Origin of the sequence: Eubacterium aggregans (genome assembly GCF_900107815.1) — a bacterium.
In the GTDB taxonomy this organism is placed as follows: domain Bacteria; phylum Bacillota; class Clostridia; order Eubacteriales; family Eubacteriaceae; genus Eubacterium_O; species Eubacterium_O aggregans.
This window is the reverse complement of record NZ_FNRK01000001.1, coordinates 131926-157248: the sequence shown is the minus strand read 5'-3', so window position 1 is coordinate 157248 and position 25323 is coordinate 131926. Positions and strand designations below refer to the sequence as shown.

Annotated in this window: 31 protein-coding genes and 1 other annotated feature; of the genes, 20 read left to right on the top strand and 11 right to left on the bottom strand. The window is 53.9% G+C overall.

Annotated elements, in window-relative coordinates; translation table 11 throughout:
• Nucleotides 1-190: 190 nt before the first annotated feature.
• Genes BLW33_RS00795 through BLW33_RS00775 form a run of 5 tightly spaced genes read left to right on the top strand, consistent with a single transcriptional unit; the run spans nucleotide 191 to nucleotide 3018 of the window.
• Nucleotides 191-751 (top strand): transcriptional regulator GutM, encoded by a 561-nt coding sequence (locus tag BLW33_RS00795; protein WP_090304190.1) that lies wholly within the window; start codon nucleotides 191-193, stop codon nucleotides 749-751.
• 34 nt (nucleotides 752-785) lie between these two features.
• Nucleotides 786-1364, top strand: a complete 579-nt coding sequence (gene srlA, locus BLW33_RS00790; RefSeq protein ID WP_090304189.1) for a PTS glucitol/sorbitol transporter subunit IIC — start codon at nucleotides 786-788, stop codon at nucleotides 1362-1364.
• Nucleotides 1365-1366: 2 nt separating this feature from the next.
• Nucleotides 1367-2341: a PTS glucitol/sorbitol transporter subunit IIB gene (locus BLW33_RS00785; protein ID WP_090304187.1), complete on the top strand. Its 975-nt coding sequence runs from the start codon at nucleotides 1367-1369 to the stop codon at nucleotides 2339-2341.
• Between the two features lie 27 nt (nucleotides 2342-2368).
• Entirely contained in the window at nucleotides 2369-2728 is a 360-nt protein-coding gene (locus BLW33_RS00780) for a PTS glucitol/sorbitol transporter subunit IIA (RefSeq protein WP_090304185.1), read from the top strand.
• A gap of 17 nt (nucleotides 2729-2745) precedes the next feature.
• The gene (locus tag BLW33_RS00775) at nucleotides 2746-3018 is read left to right on the top strand and encodes an HPr family phosphocarrier protein (protein ID WP_090304184.1); all 273 of its coding nucleotides are present in this window, start codon (nucleotides 2746-2748) and stop codon (nucleotides 3016-3018) included.
• Between the two features lie 69 nt (nucleotides 3019-3087).
• Here BLW33_RS00775 and BLW33_RS00770 read toward each other — a convergent pair whose 3' ends face one another.
• Nucleotides 3088-3297: a hypothetical protein gene (locus BLW33_RS00770; protein WP_090304182.1), complete on the bottom strand. Its 210-nt coding sequence runs from the start codon at nucleotides 3295-3297 to the stop codon at nucleotides 3088-3090.
• Nucleotides 3298-3400: 103 nt separating this feature from the next.
• Nucleotides 3401-4462, bottom strand: coding sequence for a GNAT family N-acetyltransferase (locus tag BLW33_RS00765; RefSeq protein WP_090304181.1), 1062 nt, complete (start codon nucleotides 4460-4462; stop codon nucleotides 3401-3403).
• Nucleotides 4463-4677: 215 nt separating this feature from the next.
• Nucleotides 4678-4917: a binding site (T-box leader), on the top strand.
• A gap of 63 nt (nucleotides 4918-4980) precedes the next feature.
• Here BLW33_RS00765 and BLW33_RS00760 point away from each other — a divergent pair.
• The 10 genes from BLW33_RS00760 (at nucleotide 4981) to BLW33_RS00715 (ending at nucleotide 13939) form a co-directional block, all read left to right on the top strand.
• Nucleotides 4981-6447: an anthranilate synthase component I family protein gene (locus tag BLW33_RS00760; protein ID WP_090304179.1), complete on the top strand. Its 1467-nt coding sequence runs from the start codon at nucleotides 4981-4983 to the stop codon at nucleotides 6445-6447.
• Nucleotides 6447-7031, top strand: a complete 585-nt coding sequence (locus tag BLW33_RS00755) for an anthranilate synthase component II (RefSeq protein ID WP_090304177.1) — start codon at nucleotides 6447-6449, stop codon at nucleotides 7029-7031. Before BLW33_RS00760 ends, BLW33_RS00755 begins: the two co-directional genes overlap by 1 nt.
• Before the next feature lie 16 nt (nucleotides 7032-7047).
• Nucleotides 7048-8061: an anthranilate phosphoribosyltransferase gene (gene trpD / locus BLW33_RS00750; protein WP_090304175.1), complete on the top strand. Its 1014-nt coding sequence runs from the start codon at nucleotides 7048-7050 to the stop codon at nucleotides 8059-8061.
• Nucleotides 8062-8859 carry an indole-3-glycerol phosphate synthase TrpC gene (gene trpC, locus BLW33_RS00745; RefSeq protein ID WP_090304174.1) on the top strand — a complete coding sequence of 266 codons (798 nt, stop codon included), beginning with the start codon at nucleotides 8062-8064 and terminating at the stop codon, nucleotides 8857-8859.
• On the top strand, nucleotides 8850-9473 hold the full coding sequence (locus tag BLW33_RS00740) for a phosphoribosylanthranilate isomerase (protein ID WP_090304172.1): 624 nt from the start codon (nucleotides 8850-8852) through the stop codon (nucleotides 9471-9473). The genes trpC and BLW33_RS00740 overlap by 10 nt, the downstream gene beginning before the upstream one ends.
• The gene (trpB, locus tag BLW33_RS00735) at nucleotides 9470-10663 is read left to right on the top strand and encodes a tryptophan synthase subunit beta (protein ID WP_090304170.1); all 1194 of its coding nucleotides are present in this window, start codon (nucleotides 9470-9472) and stop codon (nucleotides 10661-10663) included. The genes BLW33_RS00740 and trpB overlap by 4 nt, the downstream gene beginning before the upstream one ends.
• A complete protein-coding gene (gene trpA, locus BLW33_RS00730) occupies nucleotides 10656-11432 on the top strand; it encodes a tryptophan synthase subunit alpha (RefSeq protein WP_090304168.1) in 777 nt (258 codons plus the stop codon). Before trpB ends, trpA begins: the two co-directional genes overlap by 8 nt.
• 71 nt (nucleotides 11433-11503) lie before the next feature.
• Entirely contained in the window at nucleotides 11504-12040 is a 537-nt protein-coding gene (locus BLW33_RS00725) for a biotin transporter BioY (RefSeq protein ID WP_090304166.1), read from the top strand.
• A gap of 65 nt (nucleotides 12041-12105) precedes the next feature.
• Nucleotides 12106-13011: a LysR family transcriptional regulator gene (locus BLW33_RS00720; RefSeq protein WP_090304164.1), complete on the top strand. Its 906-nt coding sequence runs from the start codon at nucleotides 12106-12108 to the stop codon at nucleotides 13009-13011.
• A 103-nt stretch (nucleotides 13012-13114) separates the two neighbouring features.
• On the top strand, nucleotides 13115-13939 hold the full coding sequence (locus tag BLW33_RS00715; RefSeq protein WP_090304163.1) for a MetQ/NlpA family ABC transporter substrate-binding protein: 825 nt from the start codon (nucleotides 13115-13117) through the stop codon (nucleotides 13937-13939).
• 68 nt (nucleotides 13940-14007) lie between these two features.
• Here BLW33_RS00715 and BLW33_RS00710 read toward each other — a convergent pair whose 3' ends face one another.
• Nucleotides 14008-14892 carry a ComEC/Rec2 family competence protein gene (locus BLW33_RS00710; protein ID WP_090304161.1) on the bottom strand — a complete coding sequence of 295 codons (885 nt, stop codon included), beginning with the start codon at nucleotides 14890-14892 and terminating at the stop codon, nucleotides 14008-14010.
• On the bottom strand, nucleotides 14882-15109 hold the full coding sequence (locus tag BLW33_RS00705) for a DUF3006 domain-containing protein (RefSeq protein ID WP_242911543.1): 228 nt from the start codon (nucleotides 15107-15109) through the stop codon (nucleotides 14882-14884). Before BLW33_RS00705 ends, BLW33_RS00710 begins: the two co-directional genes overlap by 11 nt.
• Before the next feature lie 266 nt (nucleotides 15110-15375).
• Here BLW33_RS00705 and BLW33_RS00700 point away from each other — a divergent pair, with 266 nt between their 5' ends.
• The 3 genes from BLW33_RS00700 to BLW33_RS00690 all read left to right on the top strand — a co-directional run bounded on the left by BLW33_RS00700 (nucleotide 15376) and on the right by BLW33_RS00690 (nucleotide 17005).
• Nucleotides 15376-16077: an AzlC family ABC transporter permease gene (locus BLW33_RS00700; RefSeq protein ID WP_090304158.1), complete on the top strand. Its 702-nt coding sequence runs from the start codon at nucleotides 15376-15378 to the stop codon at nucleotides 16075-16077.
• Nucleotides 16074-16400: a branched-chain amino acid transporter permease gene (locus BLW33_RS00695; protein ID WP_276982694.1), complete on the top strand. Its 327-nt coding sequence runs from the start codon at nucleotides 16074-16076 to the stop codon at nucleotides 16398-16400. Before BLW33_RS00700 ends, BLW33_RS00695 begins: the two co-directional genes overlap by 4 nt.
• 83 nt (nucleotides 16401-16483) lie before the next feature.
• The gene (locus tag BLW33_RS00690; RefSeq protein WP_090304157.1) at nucleotides 16484-17005 is read left to right on the top strand and encodes a GNAT family N-acetyltransferase; all 522 of its coding nucleotides are present in this window, start codon (nucleotides 16484-16486) and stop codon (nucleotides 17003-17005) included.
• Nucleotides 17006-17033: 28 nt separating this feature from the next.
• Here BLW33_RS00690 and BLW33_RS00685 read toward each other — a convergent pair whose 3' ends face one another.
• From BLW33_RS00685 to BLW33_RS00655, 7 genes are all read right to left on the bottom strand, one after another.
• On the bottom strand, nucleotides 17034-17915 hold the full coding sequence (locus tag BLW33_RS00685; protein WP_090304155.1) for an ABC transporter permease: 882 nt from the start codon (nucleotides 17913-17915) through the stop codon (nucleotides 17034-17036).
• On the bottom strand, nucleotides 17908-18918 hold the full coding sequence (locus BLW33_RS00680) for an ABC transporter permease (protein WP_090304154.1): 1011 nt from the start codon (nucleotides 18916-18918) through the stop codon (nucleotides 17908-17910). Before BLW33_RS00680 ends, BLW33_RS00685 begins: the two co-directional genes overlap by 8 nt.
• A complete protein-coding gene (locus tag BLW33_RS00675) occupies nucleotides 18861-19820 on the bottom strand; it encodes an ATP-binding cassette domain-containing protein (RefSeq protein ID WP_090304152.1) in 960 nt (319 codons plus the stop codon). The genes BLW33_RS00680 and BLW33_RS00675 overlap by 58 nt, the downstream gene beginning before the upstream one ends.
• Nucleotides 19810-20826, bottom strand: a complete 1017-nt coding sequence (locus tag BLW33_RS00670) for an ABC transporter ATP-binding protein (RefSeq protein WP_090304151.1) — start codon at nucleotides 20824-20826, stop codon at nucleotides 19810-19812. Before BLW33_RS00670 ends, BLW33_RS00675 begins: the two co-directional genes overlap by 11 nt.
• A gap of 4 nt (nucleotides 20827-20830) precedes the next feature.
• The gene (locus BLW33_RS00665) at nucleotides 20831-22372 is read right to left on the bottom strand and encodes an ABC transporter substrate-binding protein (protein ID WP_090304149.1); all 1542 of its coding nucleotides are present in this window, start codon (nucleotides 22370-22372) and stop codon (nucleotides 20831-20833) included.
• Between the two features lie 101 nt (nucleotides 22373-22473).
• Nucleotides 22474-23160: a Crp/Fnr family transcriptional regulator gene (locus BLW33_RS00660; protein WP_090304147.1), complete on the bottom strand. Its 687-nt coding sequence runs from the start codon at nucleotides 23158-23160 to the stop codon at nucleotides 22474-22476.
• A gap of 31 nt (nucleotides 23161-23191) precedes the next feature.
• A complete protein-coding gene (locus BLW33_RS00655; RefSeq protein ID WP_090304146.1) occupies nucleotides 23192-23740 on the bottom strand; it encodes a GNAT family N-acetyltransferase in 549 nt (182 codons plus the stop codon).
• A 96-nt stretch (nucleotides 23741-23836) separates the two neighbouring features.
• Between BLW33_RS00655 and BLW33_RS00650 the strand changes: the two genes are divergently transcribed.
• Together BLW33_RS00650 and BLW33_RS00645 are read left to right on the top strand one after the other, a co-directional pair.
• Nucleotides 23837-24589: an ATP-binding protein gene (locus BLW33_RS00650; RefSeq protein ID WP_090304144.1), complete on the top strand. Its 753-nt coding sequence runs from the start codon at nucleotides 23837-23839 to the stop codon at nucleotides 24587-24589.
• 170 nt (nucleotides 24590-24759) lie between these two features.
• On the top strand, nucleotides 24760-25296 hold the full coding sequence (locus BLW33_RS00645; protein ID WP_090304142.1) for a hypothetical protein: 537 nt from the start codon (nucleotides 24760-24762) through the stop codon (nucleotides 25294-25296).
• Nucleotides 25297-25323: the final 27 nt, after the last annotated feature.

Below are 25323 nucleotides of genomic sequence, written 5' to 3'. Positions count from 1 at the left end.
ACGTGAACGAAGAGATCCCCTGCGGGCAGTGCATTTCAATTTGATGATAATGGAAATGTAAGCCGGGCAACAACCATATCAAACCCGAAGGGTTTGCGCATTGACGAGTGAGGGTTAGGAATTCACACGTCAGCGCCTGGGGTCCGTAGTGAATCTTTATAATGGTTGTCCTGACCGTCCCAAAGGAGAGATGATGAACAAAGGCTTGATTTACCTGGCCGTCTTCGCCCTGGCGATGATGGTCTTCCAGAATATCATGACCTATTTGCAATATAAGGCCTTCCAGAAGAACGGTAAGGCTATGCAGAAAACGGGCCGAATCATCGGTGTGGGTGTCCGCAAGGGAGGCTTTAATCCCGGCGGCGGTGCCATCGTTATTTTGGCCTGGAACCCGGCAACGGACCGGGTGGTAGAGTGTCGGCGTCTAAAAGGTATTGCTTTTTGGAATACCTTTAAAACCGTCACCAATTATGATGGCATGACCCTAGATGACGTGCGTAGACAGGGGATCGAAGAGGATCGTGTTGTGAACAAACGGCTGCGGGAAAAAGAACCCTACAGTCCGAAGCTAGCTGATAAGCACCGTAAAAAAGGTGCACTCATACAGGCTGTCGAGGCCATCGATATGCGTCTGGCCAAAGAATCGTCAGATTCATCTGCTGCGGGGGAGCGGACAACCATCGATGAGGAAGGACGTGCGCGTATCGAGGCTCGGAAGCGTGAGATCAGAAATCGGGAAAAGGCTGAATAAGCTGGACCCAGAACATATTTAAAGGAGAGCGTATATGGAAGCATTAAACACTTTCGGTGAGGCCTTTTACGGGCTTTTCCAAAACGGCGCGACTTATTTTATCAGTTTGTACGTGCTGAACCTGCTGCCCTGGATTATTATTATGATCGCATTTATGCATATTTTATTCAAACTCATCGGTCTGGATCGGATCGAGCGGTTTTGTAACCTTTTGGGTAAAAATGCCATCACCCGCTGGATCTTAATGCCAGTGGTGTGTATGATGTTTTCCGGAAATCCCATGACTTACCCCTATGCCCGTTTTCTTCCCCAGAACCAGCGGGTGGCATTCTTTGATGCCGGGATTTCCTTCTGTCATCCGGTAACCGGTCTGTTCCCCCATTCCAATCCCGGTGAAGTTTTCGTTTGGTTAGGCATCGCCAGTGGGGTGTTCTATTACACCACCACGATGGGCATTGGCGGCATTGAAGTCCTCGGCGGACTGGCTGTCCAGTACTTCCTGTTGGGGGTTGTCATGTGCCTGCTGCGCAGTGTGGTCACCCAGGTGATTTACAATGCCAAATATAAGAAAAAATACGGCCATGCCCAGGGCACCGAGAAAGCGGAGGCATAGACATGTACAAAGCAGTTAAAATCGAAAAAGGCAATGGCGGTTGGGGCGGACCATTAGTGATCGAACCCACCGAAACCAAGAATAAAGTGGTCTCCATTACCGGTGGGGGTATTGCTCCGGTAGCCCGTAAAATCGCAGAACTTACGGGTGCAGAAGCCGTTGATGGTTTTTCCAATGGCGTCGCTGACGAAGAAATGGCCTGTGTGGTCATTAACTGTGGCGGGACCCTGCGTTGTGGCGTCTATCCGAAAAAAGGTGTCATGACCGTTAATCTGACCCCTGTTGGCCAGTCTGGCCCTTTAGCTCAGTTCATTAAAGAAGATATTTATGTCTCAGGGGTTACCCCCGATGGGATTACCATGGCTGATGGCTCCGAAGCGCCAATAGTGGCAACCGAAACTGTTGTTGAAGAAGAAAAACCAGAAGAAGCCGCACCGGCAGCGGATGCCCCCAAGGAAAACTGGGTAGCCCGGGGCGGGAAGGCTTTGGCGGGCTTTGCGACCACCTGTGTCCAGGGTGCCAAGGAAGCCGTGGATATCTCCATTAAGGACATCATCCCCTTTATGGCCTTCTACTCCCTGGTACTGGGACTCATTAACTTTACCGGACTGGGTGGCCTGATGGGCACCTACGTTTACCCCTATTTAGGGACACTGCCGGGCTTATTGGTTCTGGCCATCATCTGCGGCTTGCCCATTCTATCACCCCTGGTGGGATCTGGCGCCCTCATCGGACAGCTGCTGTCCGTCATTATTGGATATGGTATTATGACCGGAACCTTCCCGGTAATCCTGGCACTGCCTGCTTTCTTTGCAGTGGATGTTCAGGTTGGATGTGATTTTATTCCCGTGGGTCTTTCCATGGGGGATGCGGCCAACGATACCGTGGATATCGGCGTTCCTTCTGTTCTGCTGTCCCGGATCATTACTGGCCCAATAATGGTCATATTGGCATTTTGTGTTGCAACTATGCTATAATTGACATAGAATGATAGGAGAGTTCAAATGGGATATAAAGCAACGATAACGGAAATTGGTCCGATGGTACAAGATTTCATCGGCGAAAACATGATCATCATCTTCGATAACAATGCGCCGGATGCCTTAAGGGATATGGCTGTTCTTCATTCCATCGAGGAATGGGAGCGGGATATCACCATCGGGGATGAGCTCGTTGTTTGTGAGAAAAGGTATAAAGTGACAGCTATAGGAAATGAAGCCAACGAAACCCTAAAAACCATGGGACATTGCACCTTGATGTTTAATGGTGCCGATACCGCCCAGTTGCCAGGTCATATTGAGCTTTCCGGCGATGGGTTGCCAGACTTATCCGTCGGTATGTCCATTGAAATCATTTATTCTTAACAAGAGAGGTCAATTTTATGTACGCAAAGGAAACCATCATCATTAATAAGACCGGTCTGCACGCGCGGCCGGCATCGGAATTCACCAAGCAAGCCACAGGATTCCAGTCCGACATCACCATCGTCAACCTGGATTCCGGTAAGGAGGGCAATGCCAAATCCATCATCGCCGTGATGGCCATGGCATTATCCAAGGACACCAAGATTCAAATTCGCGCAGAGGGGGAAGATGAAGAAGCAGCGGTAGAAGCCCTGATTACCCTCATTGATGGTGGGTTTGGCGAAGTGTAATAAAAAAAGAACGAATGTAGAAAACCCCGGATCAGGACGATTCGGGGTTTTCTACATTAATTTGCGGCGTTAATCTTCACTTTTATGGTTACTCATCAGTACAATCCCTGCACTTGTTACACCGATACCAAGAAGTAAAACCGCTTCTGTTGTTTGGATTGCATTCAGGATAGACAGAGTGATAACTGCCACACCCATTGCAATAGGCATTGCTTTAAGGATTGTGCCGATGATTTCTTTAATTGACTTATTTGATGTGGTGTTAATTTTATTTTTCAAAAGTATTCTCCTCTATGAATTTAAAAAGCTAAATATAGAACCATTTTTTCTGTCCAAATAGCGAAAGACCTGCTTATATGCTTCGTCGAAAAGGTCATAATGCTTACACCTTCTGTTTTGCCCGCGGCACCGGCGTACCATCCGGCACGATCAGCGTCAGTCTTTGGCAGGGATAGCCGAGGGCCTCGGTCAGCTCGCCCTCGGCAAAACCGAGGTGCTTGTACAGCGCCCGGGCCGCCGTGCCCTGGGGATCGCCCTCCCGATAGGTGGTGACGGAAAGTGCTGTCCCCACAGGAAACTGCGCCGCCGCTGTTTCCACCAACCTCGCCGCCAAACCGTGACGACAATCGTCCGGTGATACGGCGAGAAAATCAATTTCCTGCCGCTCCTTGGAGAAAAGGAGGGCCGCGACAACGGTGTTGCCATCCCGGTACACCCAGGCCTCATTACCCTGGATATAGGCGGCCAGCTGTGCTTTGTATTCTCCTTCATTCAGACCGGGGAAATGCTCTTTGACCCTGGAGACAAGGACCATCCAGCTGGGGATATCCTCGGCTGTTGCCGGGTAGGGAATACGCAGTTCCTGATCGTCGGTGGGCATCCCCATCAGCAGGCTGACGCCCCTTTTTATTTCTGTTCGATCCTTCAGATAGGTGGTGCTGTCCTCGTGGAGAATGGCACTGCCCACACCGTGGGTCAGGTACAGCGCGGCAACTTCCGGTGCAAGGGCAGGCGCTATTCTGTAATAGTCGCTTTGAATGTCCACCACCTGCCGCAGATATGGCTCGATGATGGTCAGCGTGTGTTCCCGTATGGCCCAGCGTACGGTCCGGTGCAGATTGCCGGCGTATTGGGCTCGAAATCTGGTGGTTTCCCGCTCCATATACTCAAAAAAGTCCTGCATAACCCGGCAGGGATTGCGCCTTCCATGGGCAACAATCGCTGAAAAGTCAGCGTCATAACGGGCAAAAAACAAATCCAACACCGCATCAAAAACCTTGTCTTTGTTTTTAAAGTAGTAGTAAAATAGTCCGACCTCGCCACCCGCCTGATTCATAATGGAACGTACCGAGGTGCCGTCATAGCCATTTTCCAAAAATAACTGAAGTGCTGCCCCCACAATTTCATCCCGTTTTCCGCCATCACCGACCGTTTTTCTTGACATTATTCACCCTCCACATTGTATTGAATATCGTTCAATTTATTTTAGTATAGTCCTCGTTTTTTTACTTGTCAATCCTTATTTGAATATTGCTCAATTCGTTGAATTTACAGTGTAAATCGGGTTTTTTATAAAAATTCTTGACAATTGTTCAAAAAAGGCGTAAACTCATAAACAAGTTAAGCAGTGATTTAACGTATTAAAGTACAAACGGAAATAACAAACCGTTGAAGCGGAGATAACGGGGATGATGCTCCCACAGAGAACCCAGGGTGCTGAGAGCTGGGTGGAAAACAAATCGTCAAATGGACCGCTGAGGGCACAGTGAAAGGCATAGGCTAAGTATTCTGTGACGTGGGGGCATACGTCAGTTGCCGGGGGTATGTTGGTACCCTGCAAAGCGCACGGCTTTTTTGTCGTGAACCAAGGTGGCACCGCGGAAATTTTTCGTCCTTGGCAGATTATTTTAATCTGTCGAGGACGTTTTTATTTTTTGGAACCATCACTTAGGAGGACACACCATGCAAATCATCCATACACTCACCCCACAGAAAATCACCCAGCTTTTAGAGGCGGGGTATAAAACCTACCCCCTGGCGGTGGAAATGCTGTCGGACAGCCACACCCCCATTACGGTGCTGCGGATTCTAAAGGGGACATCCCGCCATTGCTACCTGCTGGAATCCGTGGCCGGAAGTGAGCGCTGGGGGCGATACACCTTTCTAGGCTACGACCCTAAGCTGGAGATCACCTGTCGGGATGGGGCGATGAAGGTGGGGGAGGAATCCTTTGAAACCCAGGACCCCGCCGGGGCCATCCGTCAGGTTTTAGCGGATTACAAAAGCCCAAGGGTTCCGGGGCTGCCCACCTTTACCGGGGGCCTTGTGGGATACTTTTCCTACGATTACCTCCACTACGCTGAGCCCACCCTGGATTTCAGCAGCCAGGCGGGAGAGGGCTTTCGGGATGTGGACCTCATGCTTTTTGACAAGGTCATCGCCTTCGACCATTTTAAGCAAAAGATCATCCTTATGGCCAATGCGGCCTTAAAGGATGGGGAAGCGGGTTGTCAGAAGGCTGAGACGGAGCTTGCGGCCATGCGGGAACTGATTCTGGGGGGAACCCCTTGTACGGCGGACCCGGGGCAGATGACCACCCCCATCACCCCCCTTTTTGATGAAGGGGAGTATTGCCGGATGGTGGCGACGGCCAAGGACCACATCCGGGAGGGGGATATCTTTCAGGTGGTGCTGTCCAACCGGCTCTCCGCCGGGTACACCGGAAGCCTGCTCAACACCTACCGGGTCCTGCGGACCACCAACCCTTCCCCCTATATGTTTTACTTCTCCTCCGAGGATATTGAGGTGGCCGGGGCATCCCCGGAAACCCTGGTGAAGCTGGAGGATGGTGTGCTCCACACCTTTCCCCTGGCGGGAACCAGACCCCGGGGAAAGGATGAAGCCGAGGATATCCAGCTGGAGAGGGCGCTTTTAAAGGACGAAAAGGAGCTGGCGGAGCACGATATGCTAGTGGACCTGGGACGTAACGACCTGGGCCGGGTAAGCCGCTTTGGCAGTGTGGCTGTGGAGACCTACCGCCAGGTGGAGCATTTTTCCCATGTGATGCACATCGGCTCCACGGTCCGGGGGGAGCTGGCCCCGGGAAAGGATGCCCTGGATGCGGTGGCGGCGGTGCTGCCGGCGGGGACCCTTTCCGGTGCCCCCAAGCTCCGGGCCGCCCAGATCATCGGGGAGCTGGAGGGCAACCGCCGGGGAATTTACGGCGGGGCCATTGGCTATATTGATTTTACAGGGAACATGGACACCTGCATTGCCATCCGCATCGCCTACAAAAAGGACGGGGTGGTCTATATCCGAAGCGGTGCCGGCATCGTGGCGGATTCAGTTCCCCAAAGGGAATATCAGGAATGTATTCAGAAGGCGGCAGCAGTGGTGGATGCCCTGAAGGCCGCCCAGGAGGTGGAATGATGATTTTACTCATCGACAACTACGACAGCTTTTCCTACAATCTGTACCAGCTGATGGGTACCATCAATCCGGACATTCAGGTGGTTCGCAACGATGCCCTGGGGGTGGAGGATATCCGGGCTCTGGCCCCGGAGGCCATTGTGTTATCCCCTGGTCCGGGGCGGCCCGAGGATGCGGGCATCTGTGTGGCAGTGGTGAAGGAATTGGGGGCGGAGATCCCCATTTTGGGAGTATGCCTGGGGCATCAGGCCATCTGCCAGGCCCTTGGCGGGTCCATCGGCTATGCTAAAACCCTGGTCCACGGCAAGGCCCATGCCATCCAGATGGCACCGGAGCATCCCCTGTTTAAGGGCTGTGGTGAAACCACCACCGTGGGGCGCTACCACTCCCTGGCCCTTTTGGAGGACACCCTGCCCGAAAGCCTAGGGGTCATTGCCAGGAGTGCCGACGGGGAGGTCATGGCTGTGGCCCACAGTACATACCCCATCATCGGCCTGCAATTCCATCCCGAATCCATCCTCACCCCCCAGGGACCGAGGATGGTCGCTAATTTTTTAAAGAACCGGACACCCTCAGTGAGATAAGAAAGGACATCATATCATGATTAAAGAAGCCATCGAAAAAATCGTCAATAAAGAGGATTTAAGCTATCAGGAAGCCTACATTGTTATGAATGAAATTATGGCAGGGGAGACCTCCCAGACCCAAAACGCCGCCTTCCTGGCGGCTCTGACCACCGAGAGTACCAAGGCGGAGACCATTGATGAAATTGCCGGCTGTGCCGCAGCCATGCGGGACCACGCCACCAAGGTGGAGCACAATTTGTCTGTTATGGATATTGTGGGAACCGGGGGAGACGGCGCCAAAAGCTTTAATATCTCCACCACTGCGGCCTTTGTGCTGGCGGCTGGGGGCATTAAGGTGGCTAAGCACGGCAACCGGGCGGCTTCCTCCAAATCCGGCACCGCCGATTGCCTGGAGGCCCTGGGGATTAACATCGTCCAGGAGCCAGAGCGCTGTGCCGAGCTTTTAAAGGAGGTGGGGCTGTGCTTCCTCTTCGCCCAGAAATACCATACCTCCATGAAATACGTGGGGCCTATCCGCAGGGAGCTGGGAATTCGCACGGTATTTAACATCCTGGGGCCCCTGACCAACCCCGCCGCCCCCACCATGCAGCTGCTGGGCGTGTACGATGAATCCCTAGTGGAGCCATTGGCCAAGGTCATGGCCAGCCTGGGGGTCAGACGGGGTCTGGTGGCCTACGGTCAGGATAAGCTGGATGAAATCTCCCTGTCCGCACCCACCACCCTCTGTGAGGTGAAGGAGGGCTACTACAAAAGCTTCACCATCACCCCCGAGGAATTTGGATTCACCCGGTGTGCTAAATCCGATTTAGTGGGGGGAACCCCGGAAGAAAATGCGGCCATTACCCGGGAAATTCTCTCGGGAGGGGCTGGACCTAAGCGCAGTACCGTGCTGATGAACGCTGGAGCCGGGCTGTACATCGGGGAGAAGGCAGAATCCATTGCAGCGGGCATTCGCCTGGCTGAAAGCCTGATCGACAGCGGTGCCGCCCTGGCCAAGCTGGAAGAGCTGAAGGGGGCGGTGGCTTAAATGGCAGATATCCTCCATACCATTGCCGACCATGCCCGCACCCGGGTGGAGCAGGCCAAGGCCAGTGTCCCCACCACGGTGCTGGCTGCTGAGGTCCAGGCCCTGCCCCCCTTAGAGGGTTTTCCCTTTGAGGCGGCTCTCTCCAGGGAGGACATGGCCTTTATCTGTGAGTGTAAGCAGGCCTCCCCCTCCAAGGGACTCATCGCCCCGGACTTTCCCTATCTGGATATTGCCCGGGACTATGAGGCCGCCGGGGCCTCGGCCATTTCTGTCCTCACTGAGCCCCAGTGGTTTTTAGGGAAGGACAGCTACCTGTCGGAGATTTCCCGGTTGGTGACCATCCCCACTCTCCGCAAGGATTTCGTCATTGACGACTATATGATCTGTGAGGCTCGGCTTCTGGGAGCATCGGCGGTGCTGCTCATTGTGGCGCTGCTGGATGGGGACACCCTCACCCGGTATATTAACCTCTGCGATAAGCTGGGGCTCTCTGCCCTGGTGGAGGCCCACGATGCCGAAGAAATTAAGATTGCCCTGGCCGCTGGTGCCCGGATTATCGGGGTGAACAATCGGAACCTCAAGGATTTTACGGTAGACTTCGACAATAGCCGCCGTCTGAGGGACCGAGTACCGGGGGATGTCCGCTTTGTGGCGGAATCCGGCATTCGCAGTGCCGGGGACATTCAGGTGCTTCGGGAGGCTGGGGTGGATGCCGTTCTCATTGGCGAAACCCTGATGCGGGCAGGGGATAAAAAAGCGGCTCTGGATGCCTTAAAGGGAGATGTCCCATGTCTGTAAAAATCAAGCTCTGCGGCATGATGCGCCCTGAGGATATCCAGACGGCTAACGCCCTCATGCCCGATTACGTGGGATTTATCTTTGCCCCGGGAAGCCGCCGGGCAGTAAGCCATGGGATGGCCAAAGCCCTGTCTGCTGCCCTGGACCTCGGCATCACACCGGTGGGGGTCTTTGTGGATGCTCCGCTGAAGGAAATGGTATCCCTGGTGAACAAAGGAATTATCCGGGCCATCCAGCTCCATGGGAAGGAGGACGAGGCCACCATCTGCGCTTTGAAGGAAGTTGTTTCGGTCCCCATTATCAAGGCCTTTTCCATGACAAAGCCCGGGGACGGAGCCCGGGCCCGGGCCTCCAGTGCGGATTTGGTCTTATTGGACAACGGCCCCGGGGGCACCGGTGCGGTATTTGACTGGGCCCTCATCCAGGAGATGGACAGACCTTATCTCCTGGCTGGAGGACTCACCCCGGACAACGTGGGGATGGCCATCCAGGGCCACGCTCCCTGGGGGGTGGATGCCAGCTCCGGCATTGAGACCCAGGGGAAGAAAGACCCAGAGAAAATGCAGCACTTTGTGGCTGCGGTTCGGAAAACCAATAAAAAGGAGAAACCATGACTGAAAAAAAAGGACGCTTCGGCATCCATGGCGGCCAATACATTCCAGAAACCCTGATGAATGCCGTCATTGAGCTGGAAGCCGCCTACAACCACTATAAGGATGATCCGGCCTTCAATGCCGAGCTCACCGACCTGTTAAATAACTACGCTGGGCGCCCCAGCCGCCTGTACTACGCCGAAAAAATGACCCGGGATCTGGGCGGGGCCAAGATTTACTTAAAACGGGAGGACTTAAACCACACCGGCTCCCATAAAATCAACAATGTATTGGGTCAGGCCCTTTTGGCCAAGAAAATGGGCAAGACCCGACTCATCGCCGAAACCGGGGCAGGCCAGCACGGGGTAGCCGCCGCAACCGCCGCCGCCCTTATGGATATGGAGTGCGTGGTGTATATGGGGGAGGAGGATACCATTCGTCAGGCCCTTAATGTGTACCGCATGCGTCTGCTGGGGGCCACGGTCATCCCCGTCACCGCCGGCACCGCCACCTTAAAGGATGCGGTTTCTGAAGCCATGCGGGAATGGACCAGCCGTATTGAGGATACCCACTACCTCCTGGGATCCGTCATGGGGCCCCATCCCTTTCCCACCATGGTCCGGGATTTCCAGGCCGTCATTTCCCGGGAAGCCCGGGCCCAGATTTTAGAGGCCGAGGGACGATTGCCCGATGCCGTACTGGCCTGTGTGGGGGGCGGGAGCAATGCCATTGGCTCCTTCTACCATTTCATCCCCGATGAGGGGGTTGCCCTCATTGGCTGTGAGGCCGCCGGCCGGGGTATTGGCACCTTTGAAACCGCCGCCACCATGAATGTGGGTCGGGTGGGGATCTTCCACGGGATGAAATCCTACTTCTGCCAGGATGAATACGGGCAGATCGCCCCGGTGTATTCCATCTCTGCGGGGCTGGATTACCCCGGGGTGGGGCCGGAGCATGCCCACCTCCACGATCTGGGCCGGGGGCAGTACGTCCCCGTCACCGACGATGCGGCCGTAGAGGCCTTTGAATACCTCTCCCGCACCGAGGGCATCATCCCCGCCATTGAATCCGCCCATGCCGTGGCCTACGCCCGGGAGCTGGCCCCCACCATGGGGAAGGATCAGATCATCATCATCACCCTTTCGGGCCGGGGGGATAAGGATTGCGCCGCTGTTGCCCGTTACAGAGGGGAGGACCTCATCGATGAGTAAGATAGCTGACGCCTTTAAAAACCATAAAGCCTTTATTCCCTTTATTACCTGCGGAGACCCGGACTTAGAAACCACGGAAAAAATTGTCCGGGCCGCTGTGGATAATGGTGCTGATTTAGTGGAGCTGGGGATTCCCTTCTCCGACCCCACCGCCGAGGGTCCGGTGATCCAGGGAGCCAATATAAGAGCTTTGGCCGCCGGTACCACCACCGACAAGATCTTTGACATGGTCCGCCGGCTGCGGGTGGACATCACCATTCCCATGGTCTTTATGACTTACGCCAACGTGGTCTTTTCCTACGGGGCAGAGCGCTTTATCAAAACCTGTGCGGACATCGGCATGGACGGCCTTATCCTTCCGGATTTACCCTTTGAGGAGAAGGGCGAATTCGAACCCCTGTGTATGGCCCATGGCTTGGATCTTATTTCCCTCATCGCCCCCACCTCTGAGGACCGCATCGCCACCATTGCCCGGGAGGCCAAGGGCTTTATCTACATCGTCTCCTCCCTGGGGGTCACCGGGGTGCGCTCGGCCATCACCACGGACATCGGCGCCATGGTGGACCTCATCCGGGCCAATACCGATACCCCCTGTGCCGTGGGCTTCGGCATCTCCACCCCGGACCAGGCCCGGGCCATGGCCGATCGCTCCGACGGGGCTATCATTGGCTCTGCTATTATTAAAATTATGGCGGAGTATGGTAAGGAAGCCCCACAGAAGGTGGGGGAATACGTTGCTGGGATTCGGGCTGGGATGGATTGTCATTAAAGGACTTGTATTCTCTTTGTTTAAAATGTATACTAAAATAGAAAATAAGTTTACGTAAAGAAGGAACCCTCATGCAAAAAATCGAAACCCGAACCTTGACCCGCATCGCCATTATTACCGCTTTACTCTGTATTATTGGACCCCTGTCCCTGCCTATTCCCATCAGCCCGGTACCCATTTCCCTTACGCAGCTGGGCGTTTATGCCGCGGTGTATACGTTAGGGAAGAAACAGGGTACCCTGGCCGTATTTCTCTATCTCATCATTGGGACCATCGGTGTACCGGTTTTTTCTGGATTTGCCGGGGGCATCGGCAAGCTGGCAGGCCCCACCGGGGGCTATCTGTTGGGCTTTGCCATGATGGCCTGGGTCCTTGGCACCTTTGTGGAGCGCTGGCCGGAGAGCCGGTGGTTCCAGGCTTTGGGGATGCTTTTGGGCAATCTGCTGGTCTATGTCGTTGGGACGGTCTGGCTGATGGTCCAGGCCCATCTTGGTCTGGGCGCTGCCCTGATGGCCGGGGTTATTCCTTACATCGCCTTCGATATTATTAAGGCCGCCATCGCCCTGGGTGCTGGGCCGACGCTGATGAAGAAGGTCGGGAATCAGTAAGACAAGATCCATTAATTGTGATATAATGCGGGAAATCCCGCGTTTTTTTATATTAGGAGGACCCCATGACCTTACAGCAACTCAAATACGCCATTGCCGTGGCTGATAGCGGCTCCATGAACCAGGCGGCCGCCAGGCTTTTTATCACCCAGCCCAGTTTATCCGCCACCATTAAAGAATTAGAGGAAGAAATTGGCGTGTTGCTGTTTCTTCGTTCCAACCGGGGAATTACGGTTACCGCCGAGGGGGAGGAGTTTTTAGGCTATGCCCGCCAGGTGGTGGATCAATACAGCCTATTGACGGAGAAATACACCCTGGGTCAGCGGAAGGAGAAGTTCAGCGTCTCCATGCAGCACTATTCCTTTGCGGTGAAGGCCTTTGTGGAGCTAGTTAAGAGGGTAGGGATGGAGGCCTATGAATTTGCCATCCACGAAACCAAGACCTTCGAGGTGATCCAGAATGTCAAGCATTTTCGAAGTGAGCTGGGGGTGCTCTACCTCAGCGATTTTAACGAAGCGGTGATGATGAAGATCCTCCGGGAAAATGGCCTGTCCTTTACACCGCTCTTTACCTGTGGGACCTATGTGTACCTTTGGCGGGAGCATCCTCTGGCGTCCCAGTCGGTTATTACCATGGCGGAGCTGGAGCCCTATCCTTGTCTGGTTTTTGAACAAGGTCAGCAGAATTCCTTTTATTTGGCCGAGGAAATGAAAAGCACCACGGACCATGCCCGGACCATCAAGGCCGACGATCGGGCGACCATGCTCAACCTGATGGTTGGGCTTAACGGCTACACCCTGTGCTCGGGTTTCGTCAGTGAGGAGCTCAATGGAGACACCTGTATCGCCGTACCCCTGGCCGAAAGTGAGGAAATGCGCATCGGCATTATCAGCCATCCCGGGGCACCCATCAGCCGTTTGGGGAAGCTTTTCATCGAGGAGCTTCAACAATATGCAGCTACCTGGCTATAGGCCAAACCTATAGCCAGTCATGGATTTCATGTATTAACACTTTTCGTATTATTACAGGTATAATAAGACTTACAAAATATATATTGAATGAAAGGGAAGCATCATGAAATCACTTAAAAAAATCATTGTACTCGGTTTGGTAGCCGGTTTAGTCGCTACCGTTTTGGCAGGCTGTGGCGGAGGCAGCACCGGTTCGGATGATAAAACCATCACCGTGGGGGCGTCACCCACACCCCATGCCGAAATTCTAAAGGTGGCGGAACCCGTACTCAAGGAGGCAGGCTACACCCTGGTTATTAAAGAATTTACGGATTATGTTCAGCCCAACCAGGCCCTGTCCAATAAGGAGCTGGATGCCAACTACTTCCAGCATCAGCCCTATCTGACGGACTATAACGAAAAGAATGGCACCGACCTGGTGTCTGCAGGCTCTATCCACTACGAACCCCTGGGGATTTATGCCGGTAAAACCAAGGCCATTGCCGATTTGGCAGATGGTGCCACTATTGCCGTTCCCAACGATACCACCAATGAAGCTCGGGCATTACTCCTTCTGGAAGCCCAGGGACTCATTAAGATTAAGGAAGGGGCTGGACTGGCCGCTACACCGAAGGATATTGTGGAAAATACCAAAAACCTGAAAATCCAGGAGCTGGAAGCCGCTCAGCTGGCCCGATCCCTTGGGGATGTCGACCTGGCCGTCATCAATGGGAATTACGCCCTGGATGCCGATCTTAAGGTAACCGATGCCCTGGCCAAGGAAGAAAAGAATTCTGAAGCCGCCCAGACCTACGCCAACATCGTGGCCGTTCGTAAGGGTGAGGAAAGTAGTGCTAAGACCAAGGCCCTCATCGAAGCCCTGAAAAGCGATGCGGTGAAGGATTATATCACCCAGAATTACAGCGGTGCGGTGGTTAGCATCGATTAGAAAAAGTTTTTATAAAAACAACCGGATGAGCGGTGCTCTCCGGTTGTTTTCTTTCAAAGATGATTTTTTTAATATTCGCTGGTCATTGAAATGGTGTGGCCATCACTCACCACCGTTACAGCCCCCAGAACATCTGTACGGTAGAGATCGTAGGTCTCTCCCCGGGCGAGCATGCGGTCTCCCGGCAGGCCGTAGTCATTATCCTTTCCCACGGAAATGAGAATGGTCGTAAGCTCTGGGCCGCAGGCAGACAGCCAGGCATCGGTGGTGGAGGTGTTGGAGCCATGGTGGGCGGCTTTGAGGACATCGCAGTGGATATCAGCACCGGATTCCAGGATTTCCCGTTCCTCCAGGGCTTCCATATCCCCGGTGAAGAGGAAGGCCTTTTCCCCGTGGGTCATGCGGAGGACAATGGAAGAGTTATTGATATCACTGTATTTGTCCTGGGCAGGCCCCAGGCAGGTGAGCTGGGCATCTCCCAGGGTGAAGGTCTCACCGACGGCGGGGTGCTTGGTGGGGATGTTTTTGGCCTGGAGGGCCTTTAGGGTATTGGTATACACCTTGGAGGTGGCAGCTTGGGGGCTGATGAGGACCTCCTTGATGGGGAAGGCCTCGATAACGGCCTGGGCCCCGCCGATATGGTCGGCGTGGGCGTGGGTGAGGACTAAATAATCCAGCTGGGTGACCCCCAGGGCCTTAAGATCCGTGATGAGCTGGGCCTTGGTAGCGGTATCCCCGGTATCAATGAGCATGGTGCTGCCATCACCGGTTTGGATGCAGATGGCATCGCCCTGGCCCACATCCAGTACCGTTACCCGGACCTCACCGGTGGCCGGTGGAGCAGAAGGTGTTCCCCCATCGAAAAGAGAGCAGCCCCAAAGGGGAAAGCATAGGGTTAGCAAAAGGCCGATTAGGAGTAAAAAGGTTCTGGAGTGGCTGTTTCTACCGGCCATGGGTCACGCTTTCCAGTAAGGCCTGGGCTTCGGCTAAGGCCTGGGCAGTTTTTTCAGGGTTCACGGTAAAGGTCTGGCCATCGGTGGTCAGCACATCCCCTTCCGCAGCTTCTGGGGGGAGTTGGCTTCTCGGAATGAGGAGCTGTTTGCCTCCGGTTTCAAAATCCAGGAGAGTGGCGGTTTCGCCTTCAAAACGGTCTATGGTATAATCGGTCAAATGAATGGCCCCCTTTCGAATGATGTGTGACTATTATAACGGAAAGGGGACGGTTGGGATAGCTTTTTTTAGAATGTGTGGAAACTGTGGACAATTTCTGTGGATAATGTGGATAAAATTAAAAAAACTAAGGAAAATTCTTGGTTATTCCGTTGTTTTGCCTGTGTATAAGTCAAAGATTTTTTGTTTTTTGTGGATAAAGGGGACTCAGGGTATCCGAGACGGAATACTTTATGATATCCTAAGGATTAAAGGAGGTCGGTTAAATGAAAAATACAAAACGGATGGCCCTGGAGGCCGCCTTTCCCCATACCCTGCCAATTATGGCTGGTTTTTTATTTCTGGGTATGGCTTATGGCATTTATGCCCACTCCCTGGGGTTCTCCTTTGTCTATCCCATGGTGATGGCCCTGACCATCTTTGCAGGGTCCATGGAATTTGTGGCCATGGATTTGCTTTTGGGGGCCTTTAATCCATTGGGGGCCTTTTTACTGGCCCTGATGGTCAATGCGAGACATTTATTTTACGGTATCGCCATGCTGGATAAATATCGGAATACGGGGAAGAAGGAGGGATATCTGATCTTTGGGATGTGCGATGAATCCTTCTCCATTAATTGTACGGCGGCCATTCCAGAGGGGGTGGATGCCGGGTGGTTTATGTTCTTCGTCACCCTCCTCAACCAAATCTATTGGGTGTTGGGGGCCACCCTGGGAGGCCTGATGGGGAACATCATTCCCTTTAATACCCAGGGCCTGGATTTTGTGATGACGGCCTTGTTTATTGTGCTTTTCCTGGAGCAGTGGTTTAAGGAGAAGAATCACGCCAGTGCCCTCATTGGCATTGTGGTGTCGGTGGCTGCCCTCATTCTGTTAGGGGGAAGCGCCTTTATCATCCCGGCCATGATTGTCATTTTAGCTTTGCTCATCCTCCTTCGGAGTCGGCTGGATCAGGAGGTGGTGAAGTGACGATTACAGAGCAGATGATTACTGTGGCTATGGTGGTTCTGGGGACCTTACTCACTCGGTTTCTGCCCTTTATCCTTTTTCCCGCAGGGAAGAAAACCCCGAAGTGTATTGAGTATTTAGGGCGGGTGCTCCCCGGAGCGGCCCTGGGGCTGCTGGTGGTTTATAGCTACAAGGGGGTTGCCTTTATGGATGTTTCCCAGGGATTGCCGGTGATTATCGCCTCTGGGGTGGTGGTGCTCCTGCATTTGTGGAAGCGTCAGATGCTCTTATCCATTGCGGCGGGCACCGTGGTGTACATGGTGCTGGTCCAGCTGGTTTTTTAAAGGGCCCGTTTAGACCATTATGGTAAGATAGAAAAAAATTCCCGGAGAATATGCCGGGCGAATAGGAGAATTAAAGCGATAACATGCTGAAAACAATTGGACCAGAGGATTTTGATGCCGTATATGCCATTATGGAGGAGGCCTTTCCCGTCTCAGAGCGGCGGCCTTACCACGGCCAGCGAAAACTCCTTGAGGAGGAGGCCTACACCCTTTATGGCTATGAGAAGGGCGGGGAGCTGGCGGCCTTTATGGCCTTGTGGGAGCTGGAGCCCTTCATCTTTACCGAGCATTTTGCCGTTTCCCCGGCTTTCCGGAACCAGGGCATGGGGGAAACCATCCTGGGGGAAACGTTCAAGGTTTTGCACAAGCCCTTGATTTTAGAGGTGGAGGAGCCAGAAGTATCCGAAATGGCCAGACGGCGCGTCGGGTTTTATGAGCGCAACGGCTTCCACCTCACCGAGGTGGCCTATGACCAGCCGGTCTTAACCCCCGGCGGAGAGATTGTCCCCCTCCGGGTAATGAGCTGGCCAGAGCCCCTGTCCGTAGCGGATTTTCAGGCCGCCCGAAAGGAATTTTTCCAGAGGGTTTACGGACAGAAAAAATAAGGTGAAGGGTAAGCTGTTCGACGCTCCTCTACAAATTACTTTGGCTGCGGTTGCTGGATTTTCGGAGGTAATTGCCGATATTGGTGACGCACATGAGGGTGAGGACCAGGAAAAAGCCGGGGATCAGGATGATCCACCAGGAATTGGTCAGCAGTGCCTTTTCAGATAAAGAGAGCATACTCCCCCAGGAAATAATCTCCAGGGGAAGGCCCAGACCCATAAAGCTAAGGGTGGATTCCGCCACGATGGCGCTTCGGATATTCATCACCACCATAAACATAATGGAAGAAATGAAATTAGGGGTGAGGTGATGCCAGAGGATATGGAAAAACCCGCCCCCCATGCAGCGGGACGCCAGGACATACTCACTATTTCGGATTTGCTGAACCTCGGTGCGGACCACCTTGGCGATGCTGGTCCAACTGGTCAGTCCAATGACGATGGAGATGGTCAACACATTGGCCTGACCGAGGATGGCCAGGATCAGGATGGTCAGGAGCAGTCCGGGAATACTGAGGATAATATCCGTCAGGCGCATGAGCAGGGTATCCAGCCATGGAGGGGCACAGCCGCTGACAGCCCCAAAGACAATGGCGATGGCCGTGGAAATAGCCGTGGAAAAAAAGCCGATAAAGAGGGATATCCGACCGCCGTACCAAATCATGGAGAAAATATCCCGGCCCATGGTATCCGTTCCAAAAAGATAGGTGCCATTGGGGGCCTGGTTATAATCCATGAGATTCATATAGGTGGGGTCCTTGGTCATAATAAGCTGGCAGAACAGACATCCCAGCACAATAAGGCCCAACAGAACCATGGAGAGGATGGGCTTCCCCTGATACCACTTCGGCCGGAGGACCGGTGCGGCGGGCAGCTCCTGGATACCGACGATTTTAAAGGGATCATTCATGATTTTGCACCTCCGATTTTTCAGTCTGGACGGTGGCCTTGATCCGAGGATCGATATGCTCGTTAACGGTCTGGGCAATGAGGTTGCACAGAATCACAATGACCCCGGAGAAGAGGCAGAGGAGCATGAGCAGGTTGTAGTCCTTATACCGGGCGCTTTCGTAGGAGAGCAGGCCAATGCCCGGATAAGAAAACACCGTTTCCACAATAAAAGTCCCCATGAGCACATGGGGAACCGCAATGGCCATAATGCTCAAATAGGCGGGGAGAACCCCCTGGAGGCAGTGCCGAAAGAGGATTTGCCCCTTGCTCAGGCCCTTGGACTTAGCCAGAAGCACATAATCCGCCCGGACCTCCTCGAGGATTTTATTGCGAATCATATAGGCGTAGTACCAGAGATGCCCCATCACCACCACGGTCATGGGGAGGATGAGGTGGGCCAGGCGATCGCCTATATCCCCCTGGTGGCCGATGGTATAGGCCCCGCTGCTGGGGAGGAGCCGGAGCTCCACAGAACAGATGAGGATCAGGACCAGGGCAAACCAGAATTCAGGAATACAGCTGGTGATGGTGCCGATCTTGCAAATGAGGCGGTCCACCAGGCCGTCCTCCTTCCAGGCGCAGAGCATCCCCAGGAGTAAGGCAAGGATAAAAATGAGGATAAAGCCGATCCCCCCCAGAATCAGGGTATTGGTCAGCCGGCCCGCCATCACCTGGACCACATCCTGCTTATACTTGTAGGAAATGCCAAAATCCCCCTGGGCGGCGGATTCCAGCCACCGAAGGTACTGGACGTGGATGGGGGCGGTCAGGCCCAGCTTCTCCTCGGCCCACTGGTGCTCTGCCGGGGTCATTTTCTCCACCCGATCCCCGTAGTAGGAAACCAGGGGGTCCCCGGGAGCCAGCCGGGCAATATAAAATACCATAACCGAGAGGACAAAGATACTCAGCAGGAAGACGAGAACCTTTTTTCCATAGTAAATGACGGCATTGCGCTTGGGCATCCCTTGGCCCCCCTTTCTGTTAAAATATAGTGATCCGGTCCGACGGCTTCCATCACCCCCTGGGAGTAAAAACCCGGGGGAGAGAAAACCCCTATCTGCCGGGCCCGCTCCCGGATGGGGTCGGGCTTAGGAATGGCGGAAAGCAGGGCCTGGGTGTAGGGGTGCATGGGGTTGTTAAACAGCACCGCCGTGGGCGCAATCTCCACCAGCTTCCCTGAGACCATCACACCCACTCGGTCGCAGAGGTATTCCACCATGGCCAAATCGTGGGCGATGAACAAAAAGGTAAAGCCGTGCTCCTCCTGGAGATGTTTAAAAAGATTGACGATTTGGGCCTGAATGGAAACATCCAGTGAGGCGATGGGCTCGTCGGCAACCAGCAGCTCCGGGTTCATGGAGAGGGCCCGGGCAATGGCCACCCGTTGGCGCTGGCCCCCGGAAAGCTCCGAGGGGTAAAGGTCCAGGGTCCCCCCATCCAGGCCCACGGCCCGGAGCTGGAATTCGGCCTCAGCTCGAGCAGAGCCCCGGGGAAAGGGGATGTGATTAATCTTCATGGGCTCGGTGAGAATATCCGCCACCCGCATCCGTTGGTTGAGGCTGGAGTTAGAATCCTGAAAAATAAGCTGTCGCTTAGTATTCAGGATTTTTTTGTGCTGCCGAAGGGCTTTGGGATCGCCAAGGTCGATACCCTTGAAACAGATTTGCCCCGGGGCGGGGCGATAGAGATTCATAATACACCGGGCAACCGTAGATTTACCGGAACCAGATTCCCCCACCAATCCAAAAATTTCCCCCCGGGGAATGGTGAAGGAAAGGTTATCCACCGCCGGAATAACCTGTTTTTTAGTCAGGGGGAAGGTATGGGTGAGGCCGTTGATTTCTAAAATGGATTCAGTGGTCATGGGGTGCACCTCCAATGGGGGGCGTAATCTTGGGTGCCCGGGGGTCTAAAAGCCAGGTGGCCGCGTAGTGGGTATCGGTTATTTTAAAAAGGGGCGGTTCCTCCACATAATCGATGGCCAGAGCGTATTCGTTCCGGGGGGCGAAGGCATCCCCTGGAGGCGGGTTGATTAGGGATGGAGGCATACCGGGGATGGTGTAAAGTCGGTCGTCTCCCCGGCACAGGGCCGGAAGGGAGCGCATCAGCCCCCAGGTATAGGGGTGTCGGGGATTGGAGTACACCTCTTCCGCCCGTCCGATTTCAACAATCTTTCCGGCGTACATCACCGCCACCCGATTGGCCACCCGGGCCACAACCCCTAAATCGTGGGAGACCAGGATAGTGGCGGTGCCCAGCCGGGTCTGTATATCTAAAAGCAGATCTAAAATCTGGGCCTGGATGGTGACATCCAGGGCTGTGGTGGGCTCGTCCGCCAGTAGGATTTCCGGATTTCCGGCCAGGGCGATGGCCATGACACTGCGCTGGCGCATCCCCCCGGAAAAATTGTAGGGGTAGAGGGCCATACGCTCCCGGGGACGGTCAATGCCCACCAGCGTCATCAGGGCGATGATCTGATGCTCCAGGGCCTCCCGGGTCAAGTTAGGTGAATGGATAAGAATGGCCTCAGCAATCTGTTTTCCAATGGTCATGGTGGGGTTCAGGGCCGTCATGGGGTCCTGGAAGACCATGGCCAGCTGATCTCCCCGGAGCTTCTGCATCTCCCGTTCCCTTAGGTGGGTCATGTCCTGGCCCTTTAGGCGGATACTGCCGGATTTTACGGCAGCAGTATCCGGCAGCAGCCCCATGAGGGTTTTGCACATCACGCTTTTGCCGCAGCCGGATTCCCCCACCACCGCCAGAATCTCACCCGGGGCGAGGTCGAAGTTGATGCCCCGGAGGGCCTGGACCTCACCCTGGGGGGTGTGAAAGCTGACCGACAGGTTATGGACCTGTAATAATGGCGGCATGGATTTATTCCGCCAGGGTCCAGTCGGCAATGTTCCAGAAAATGCCGACGCCATGGTGCCCCATGACCGTGTCCGGAGAAATGCCCTGGACGGTATTGTTGGCCACGTAATTGGCATCGATGTAGCAGATAAAGGTATAGGCCGGATCACTGGCCAGGGCCGTCTGGAAGGCATCGTAGGCGGCCTTACGGGCCATGGGGTCGTCGGATTGGCGGGCCTCAACCAGATACTGGTCTACCAGGGGGTTGGAATAGCTGGAGTAATTGGCCCCCTTATCCGTCCCAAAGATTTTGTAGGTATGGTCATCGGCATCGAAGGGACTGCCCCAGCCGATAAGATAGGCCATCTGTCCGTCCCAGTCCACCTTCTCAGGAATGTCCACTGTCACATCAATCCCGATTTCCTTGAGCTGCTGGGCAGCGGCCTGGGCGATATCCACCCGGACCTGATCCCCGGCACCAACGCTGATGACAAAGCCCAGCTTTTCATTGTTCCGGTAATAAAACCCGTCATCCCCCTTCTTGCAGCCAGCCGCCTCAAGGAGGGCCTTGGCCTTTTCCGGGCTGTAGTCGTAATGCTCCACGCTGGGGTTATTGTAGATATTGCGCTGGAGGGGGCCGTAGGCCGTCATGCCCTGGCCTAGGAGCACGGCATCGATAATAGCCTGGCGATCAATCCCGTAGTTAATGGCCGGGATGATATCCTTGTTCTTCTGCCAATAGGAATTGGCAAAATTGTACATAATCCCCCGATAATCCGCGGTTTTAAGATCGTAAACGGTAAAGCCCTCCTTGCCCTGGAAGGCTTTTGCATCCTTGGGAGTCAGCAGGGCTAAATCCAGCTCCCCGGATTCCATCTGGATGGCCTTGGCATTATCATCATCGACAATCTTGAAGATCACCTTGCCGATGTGGGGGGTCCCCTTGAAATAATCTGTGTTTTTCACCAGGGTGATGGCTTGGCCCTCGGTCCAGTTTTCAATTTTATAGGGACCAGTTCCCACGGGATTTCTAAAGAAATCCGACTCCTGCATATCCTGGCCCTCTAAAAGATGCTTGGGTAAAATGGCCATGGTCATATAATCTAAAAAGGCCACATTGGGGGCATCCAACTGGAAGGTAATGGTGTTTTGATCCACCACCGTGATTTTTTGCACATCCTCATAGTTCGGGGCATTTTCTGAAGCATTTTCAGGGTCCATGATGGCTTCGATGGTAAATTTAACATCCTCGGCGGTAAAGGGTTCACCATCCTGCCATTTCACCCCTTCCTCCAGGTGGAAGGTGTAGGTATTGGAGGCCGTGTCGAATTCCCAGCTTTTAGCCAAGCTGGGGACCACCTTATTTTCACCGTTGTGGGCGGTGAGACCATTAAAAATTAATGCATTAATTTCCCCGTGCTCGTCCATGGCCGGATTAATCCGGGTATAGTCCCTACTGCCATAGACCAGGGTATCCGGCTCGGTATTGAGGTTTGTGCTTTTGCCGCAGGCCCCAAAGCCCAGGACCATGGCGAGCACCAACAGGATTGCTAAAATTCGTTTCATAAATTCCTCCTCTGTTACATATTTAACGTTCATTTGAAGTATAACAGAGGATAGGACGTTTACAAGCCCCGGGCGGGGTGATTTTTTTAGGATGGCTAACTTTATTGGAGGTGGGACGGGGCGTGAAGGGTGAAATGGTTGCGGCGGACCGTAATGAGCCCTTCCTTACTCATACGGGACAGCTCCGCCGACAGGGCACTGCGGTCCACCGCTAAATAGTCCGCCAGCCCCTGGCGATTGTAGGGGATGGTGAAGGTGGGGCTGCCAACATGGGTGGCCTGGGCCGAGAGGTAGGACAGCACCTTCAGACGGATGGTCCGTTTGGAGGAATGCTCAATCTTCCGGGTGAGCCCCAGGGTTTTTCGGGAGAGAACAGCAATGAGGTTCCGGCTTAAAAAGGGCTGCCAGGTACAATGTCTGGTATCGTCCAACAGGCAGTCCACCCTCAGGAATAAAATGAGGGAATCCTCCACCGCTGTGGCGGTCACATCCATGGGCTCGTCGGGGAGGCAGGCGTAGACCTCACCCACAATCTGTCCCGGGCCGGACTGCCCCAGGAGAATCCGGTTACCCCAGTAATCCTCCTTGGAGAGCTCCACCCCGCCGGAGAGGACAAAGCCCAGCTCCACCGAGGGGACCCCCACCTCAAAGAGACGGCTGCCCTTGGGGCAGGCCTTCACCCGGGCACCCAGGCAGGAAAGGGCCTGGGATAAACGGTCCGGGGGAATACTGCGAAATAAAGGGGAGTGGGTTAATAATTCAAATTGATCAGAGGTGAGAGTGGTCATGGAAAGGCCTCCTGGTTTTAGAATGTGGGATCTAAGCCATGTGGGATAGGGGAACGATGGGAAGGGGTGGATTTTGGGCCGCCGCTAAGGGCCGCTCCAGCCAGCACACATCCTCCCAGCGGCCGTGCTTGTAGCCACAGCCCGAAAAACGGCCGGCCATTGTGTAGCCAAAGGCTTCATGGAAGGCGATGCTCCCGGTGTTGCTCCCGGTGATGCAGGCGTAGGCCCGGGTAAAATTCTGGGTGGTCAGAAGCCCGAGGAGTTCGTGGTATAGTGCCCGGCCAATGCCTTGGCCACAGGCGTTTTGACTCAGATAGATGGTGGTTTCCACCGCCCAATCGTAGGCCGGCCGGCCTCGAAGGGCCGCCCCGTAGGCATAACCCACAGGCTGTCCATCCACCTCGGCCACCAGATAGGGGTAGGTCTCTAAGGTGTGGCAAATCCGCTCCCTGAAGACAGCTAGATCCGGAACCTCGGTTTCAAAGGAGGCCGAGGACGCAGTGATATAGGGGCGGTATATGTTGAGAAGGGCTTCGGCATCCCCGGGGGCTGCCATTCGTAAATTTAATGGATTATTCATCTTAAGACTCCTGTAATGTTGTAAAAACAACCGATTGATGCCCTTAAGTTTAGTATAATACAATCATAAAATCAAGTACGAAGAGGAGGACTTAATATGATCCGAAGAATTATACACATCGATGAAGAAAAATGCAATGGCTGTGGGGCCTGTGCCGATGCCTGCCACGAAGGAGCCATCGGCATGGTCGACGGCGTCGCCAAGCTGCTGCGGGATGACTATTGTGACGGGCTGGGGGATTGCCTGCCCACCTGTCCTACCGGTGCCATTACCTTTGTGGAGCGGGAAGCCGATGCCTACGATGAAGCCGCTGTCCAGGCCAATATGGAGGCCAAGAAGGAAAAACCTAAAGCCCCCTTCAACGTCCAGGGAGAAGCGCTGCCCTGTGGCTGCCCCGGCAGCCAGTCCCGGGCCATTCACCGGGAAAATGCCCCAGCTGAACCGACTGCTCCAGTCGCCCCGGTCGCGGTAGGTCCGGCCCCTGCGGAGTTAGGGAACTGGCCGGTTCAGATTAAGCTGGCCCCCGTCAATGCCCCCTACTTTGACGGTGCCAAACTCCTGGTGGCTGCGGATTGTACCGCCTATGCCTACGGCAATTTCCACCGGGATTTCATTAAAGACAAGGTGACCCTCATCGGCTGTCCTAAGCTGGATATGGTGGACTATGCTGAAAAGCTCACCGCCATCATCGCCCAAAATGATATCAAAAGCTTGACCGTAGTGCGGATGGAAGTCCCCTGCTGCGGTGGGATTGAGAATGCGGTGAAGCAGGCGCTCATGGATAGTGGGAAGATGATCCCCTGGCAGGTGGTGGTTGTGGGGACAGATGGGCGGATTGTGGAAGGGTAGAGGAAAGCGGTTCGTCCGCTGGCTTTACGTTAACAGAAGATTCCTATCGCCAAATAACTTCTTGTGAAAAGCCTTAGTGATAGGGCTTTTTTCTATTTCAGCTTCTTTTTATCGTTTAAAAAAAGTGGTATAATAAAAGCGACTTTCAATAAAATAGGGGGGAGTATGAAGTGAAAAAGCAAGGAACGTTGCACAAGCAAATTGTTTTTCCGCAATATTATTTCGTTTTTCAAAATAAAACCTATGAAAGAGAACGACATGGCGGTTATCTTTGGGCACCTCAGGCAACAGCAGAGGGAAGAACAAATGCGGCATGGACACGGATGACCCATGTTCGAAAAGGTGATGTTATTTTTCATAGCGTTAAACAATCTATCGTAGCGTTGAGTATTGCGGTATCGGACTGTTATCCAGCAATACAGCCAGAAGCCATTCAGCGAGAAAAATTATGGGAAGATCAAGGTTGGCGCGTGGATACTCAGTATATTGTTGTGCAGAATCCAGTCCGAACAAAGCCTTTAGGAGAACAGTGTTATAAACTTCAGCCTTTAAAATATGGACCCTTTAACCGTTTGGGGAGGGGGAATACTGGCTATCTTTTTCAGGGAAACCGTGAATTAGCCCAATTTCTCTTTTCAGAGGTGTTAAAAATAAATCCGGATTTATGTCATTATAGTGATGTCTTAGGCTTTGATACGAAAGAATAAGCTTCAAGGAATTAGTTAGTATATCAA

Excerpts from the sequence above, each read along its gene's own strand:
- BLW33_RS00765 (WP_090304181.1), bottom strand. The coding sequence starts at position 4,462 with ATGTCAAGAAAAACGGTCGGTGATGGCGGAAAACGGGATGAAATTGTG.
- BLW33_RS00715 (WP_090304163.1), top strand. The coding sequence starts at position 13,115 with ATGAAATCACTTAAAAAAATCATTGTACTCGGTTTGGTAGCCGGTTTA.
- BLW33_RS00710 (WP_090304161.1), bottom strand. The coding sequence starts at position 14,892 with ATGGCCGGTAGAAACAGCCACTCCAGAACCTTTTTACTCCTAATCGGC.
- trpA (WP_090304168.1), top strand. The coding sequence starts at position 10,656 with ATGAGTAAGATAGCTGACGCCTTTAAAAACCATAAAGCCTTTATTCCC.
- BLW33_RS00680 (WP_090304154.1), bottom strand. The coding sequence starts at position 18,918 with ATGCCCAAGCGCAATGCCGTCATTTACTATGGAAAAAAGGTTCTCGTC.
- BLW33_RS00670 (WP_090304151.1), bottom strand. The coding sequence starts at position 20,826 with ATGCCGCCATTATTACAGGTCCATAACCTGTCGGTCAGCTTTCACACC.
- BLW33_RS00795 (WP_090304190.1), top strand. The coding sequence starts at position 191 with ATGATGAACAAAGGCTTGATTTACCTGGCCGTCTTCGCCCTGGCGATG.
- BLW33_RS00650 (WP_090304144.1), top strand. The coding sequence starts at position 23,837 with ATGATCCGAAGAATTATACACATCGATGAAGAAAAATGCAATGGCTGT.
- srlA (WP_090304189.1), top strand. The coding sequence starts at position 786 with ATGGAAGCATTAAACACTTTCGGTGAGGCCTTTTACGGGCTTTTCCAA.
- BLW33_RS00685 (WP_090304155.1), bottom strand. The coding sequence starts at position 17,915 with ATGAATGATCCCTTTAAAATCGTCGGTATCCAGGAGCTGCCCGCCGCA.
- BLW33_RS00780 (WP_090304185.1), top strand. The coding sequence starts at position 2,369 with ATGGGATATAAAGCAACGATAACGGAAATTGGTCCGATGGTACAAGAT.
- BLW33_RS00700 (WP_090304158.1), top strand. The coding sequence starts at position 15,376 with ATGAAAAATACAAAACGGATGGCCCTGGAGGCCGCCTTTCCCCATACC.
- trpD (WP_090304175.1), top strand. The coding sequence starts at position 7,048 with ATGATTAAAGAAGCCATCGAAAAAATCGTCAATAAAGAGGATTTAAGC.
- BLW33_RS00690 (WP_090304157.1), top strand. The coding sequence starts at position 16,484 with ATGCTGAAAACAATTGGACCAGAGGATTTTGATGCCGTATATGCCATT.
- trpC (WP_090304174.1), top strand. The coding sequence starts at position 8,062 with ATGGCAGATATCCTCCATACCATTGCCGACCATGCCCGCACCCGGGTG.
- BLW33_RS00785 (WP_090304187.1), top strand. The coding sequence starts at position 1,367 with ATGTACAAAGCAGTTAAAATCGAAAAAGGCAATGGCGGTTGGGGCGGA.
- BLW33_RS00725 (WP_090304166.1), top strand. The coding sequence starts at position 11,504 with ATGCAAAAAATCGAAACCCGAACCTTGACCCGCATCGCCATTATTACC.
- BLW33_RS00655 (WP_090304146.1), bottom strand. The coding sequence starts at position 23,740 with ATGAATAATCCATTAAATTTACGAATGGCAGCCCCCGGGGATGCCGAA.
- BLW33_RS00660 (WP_090304147.1), bottom strand. The coding sequence starts at position 23,160 with ATGACCACTCTCACCTCTGATCAATTTGAATTATTAACCCACTCCCCT.
- BLW33_RS00755 (WP_090304177.1), top strand. The coding sequence starts at position 6,447 with ATGATTTTACTCATCGACAACTACGACAGCTTTTCCTACAATCTGTAC.
- BLW33_RS00665 (WP_090304149.1), bottom strand. The coding sequence starts at position 22,372 with ATGAAACGAATTTTAGCAATCCTGTTGGTGCTCGCCATGGTCCTGGGC.
- BLW33_RS00720 (WP_090304164.1), top strand. The coding sequence starts at position 12,106 with ATGACCTTACAGCAACTCAAATACGCCATTGCCGTGGCTGATAGCGGC.
- BLW33_RS00740 (WP_090304172.1), top strand. The coding sequence starts at position 8,850 with ATGTCTGTAAAAATCAAGCTCTGCGGCATGATGCGCCCTGAGGATATC.
- trpB (WP_090304170.1), top strand. The coding sequence starts at position 9,470 with ATGACTGAAAAAAAAGGACGCTTCGGCATCCATGGCGGCCAATACATT.
- BLW33_RS00675 (WP_090304152.1), bottom strand. The coding sequence starts at position 19,820 with ATGACCACTGAATCCATTTTAGAAATCAACGGCCTCACCCATACCTTC.
- BLW33_RS00775 (WP_090304184.1), top strand. The coding sequence starts at position 2,746 with ATGTACGCAAAGGAAACCATCATCATTAATAAGACCGGTCTGCACGCG.
- BLW33_RS00760 (WP_090304179.1), top strand. The coding sequence starts at position 4,981 with ATGCAAATCATCCATACACTCACCCCACAGAAAATCACCCAGCTTTTA.